Annotated in this window: 1 protein-coding gene; it reads left to right on the forward strand. The window is 46.5% G+C overall.

Annotated elements, in window-relative coordinates; all coding sequences use genetic code 11:
* Window positions 1–708: 708 nt before the first annotated feature.
* A complete protein-coding gene (gene ltrA, locus AXF17_RS05635) occupies window positions 709–2,064 on the forward strand; it encodes a group II intron reverse transcriptase/maturase (protein ID WP_237049005.1) in 1,356 nt (451 codons plus the stop codon).
* The last annotated feature ends 94 nt before the right edge of the window (window positions 2,065–2,158 follow it).

Consider the following 2,158-nt stretch of genomic DNA (forward strand, 5'->3'; position numbering starts at 1 on the left):
TTGAGGAACAACAAAGGACGGAGAATTTAACTAATCATGGTTAAATCTCCGTCCTTTTTAGATTATCCAAATTATGATGTGTACCCCTTGTCAGGGACAACATTGATTTTTTTGGGGTGTTTTTTTATTACCCCAACAAGTGTATAGGTAGGGGTTTAAAACACCACAATGAAATGGATAGGTACCTCCTAAACCCCAAAAGAATTTATAGAACCTGAACTTTTAGATGTATTAAGGTCGGTGGCATATGCTACCGACCTTTTGTCGGTGTGCCGGGCATGGCACAGTTCTTACTGGTGAGAGTCCAGTCACGGGTATTTACCGCCAAGTGTAGCGAACCGCAAGCGGAAAGCAGTAATGCTCAAGTGAAGGAAGCGGTGTAGCAAAGCCATCGAGCCTACGAACAGAAACCGGATACAAGGCTAAACGGTGGGTGAGGTTGCTACACAAACCGAAGCCCAAAAGGTAAACGTATCACCGAGACAGTAAATCCGGAGGTTGTGTGGCGAAAGAACTATGTCTTACCCCGGGAGACCCGGACGGCGTGGAAACACGTGCGGAAAAGGCTTGCGTCCGGGAGTCAGCTTAGACCATAGTACCGGGAGCACGAACGGGAAGGGTCTAATGTCAATGTATTGCAAATCACTGCAAGCAAGGTCGGAATAATCCGAAATCGAGGATATGCTCTGAAAGCAGAAACGTAAGTCTGTGGAGGCAAAAGGTAGAGGGGATGATTTCCGGCAGTTTTACGAACAGAAAGAGGAGCAACAAGTGGAATTAATCGAATGGATATTACAGGACAGGAATATTGACGAGGCAATCAAGAACGTCAAGCGAAACAAAGGTGCAGCCGGAGTCGATGGGATGACGGTAGATGAACTTGACGTGTATTTTACTCTTCATAGGGAAGAGCTGAAGACTCAGATACGTGAAGGTAAATACAGGCCGAGTCCGGTAAGAAGGGTCTACATACCTAAAGCCAACGGCAAGAAGAGACCTCTCGGAATACCGACAGTCACAGACAGAGTTGTACAGCAGATGACAGCACAGATACTGTCTCTGGGATATGACAAATATTTCAGTGACCATAGTTATGGGTTCCGAGCGAACAGAGATTGCCATGGAGCGATAGAGAAAGCCCTCGAATACCTCAACGAGGGATATGAGTGGGTGATAGACCTTGACATCGAGAAGTATTTCGACACGGTAAACCATGACAAGTTAATTTCAATACTCAGAGAACGCATTAATGATGCGAAAACGCTACGACTGATTCGACAGTTTCTAAGAGCTGGAGTCATGGAAGATGGCTTGGTAAGCCCAAGTGAAGAAGGGGTACCGCAAGGTGGACCTCTTTCACCTATACTATCCAACATCTACCTTGACAAGCTCGACAAGGAACTGGAATCAAGGGGACTTCATTTTGTCAGATACGCTGACGACTGCGACATCTTCGTGAAAAGTGAAATGGCGGCAGACAGAGTGATGAAGTCTGTGACAAGCTGGCTGGAGCGCAAACTTCGGCTGAGAGTCAGTGCCACTAAGACAAAGGTAGTAAGACCTACGAAGAGTAACTTTCTGGGATTCACATTCTGGAAGAGCAAAGACGGTTGGAAGTGCAGGCTTGCCAAAGACCGAAAGAAGAAACTCTATGAGAAGACTCGTGAGATTCTTTGTCGGAAGAAAGCGGCTGCGCGAACCATAAAGTCTACCTTTATGCAACTGAACTGGCTCATCCGGGGGTGGATAAACTACTACAGAATCGGTAGCATGAAAGGCTTTCTTGATGAATATGGACAATGGCTGAGGCACAAGGTGAGAGTAGTGATACTCAAACAGTGGAAAAAGCCGAAGACCATATTCAAGAACCTGATGGCTCTGAATAGGATTCAGGAATGTGGCCTTGAGGAGAAAAGATTGTTAAGCGTGGCAAACGCAAGGCAGGGATGGTACCGAATGGCTACTATTCGGGATATTAATTTCCTGCTCAATCCAACGATACTTGGCAAAAAGACAAAGAGCCGACCGGGATTGGTCGACCCTTTGGCGTATTATCTGAATTAACGCTTGATTCTATGTTGATGTAGCGCCGTATACGAGACCCGTACGTACGGTGCAACGGGAGGGTTGAGGGCTAACGCCCTCGCTCTACCCTATT

It is taken from the genome of Mogibacterium pumilum, from assembly GCF_002243385.1.
GTDB classification, from domain to species: Bacteria; Bacillota; Clostridia; order Peptostreptococcales; family Anaerovoracaceae; genus Mogibacterium; species Mogibacterium pumilum.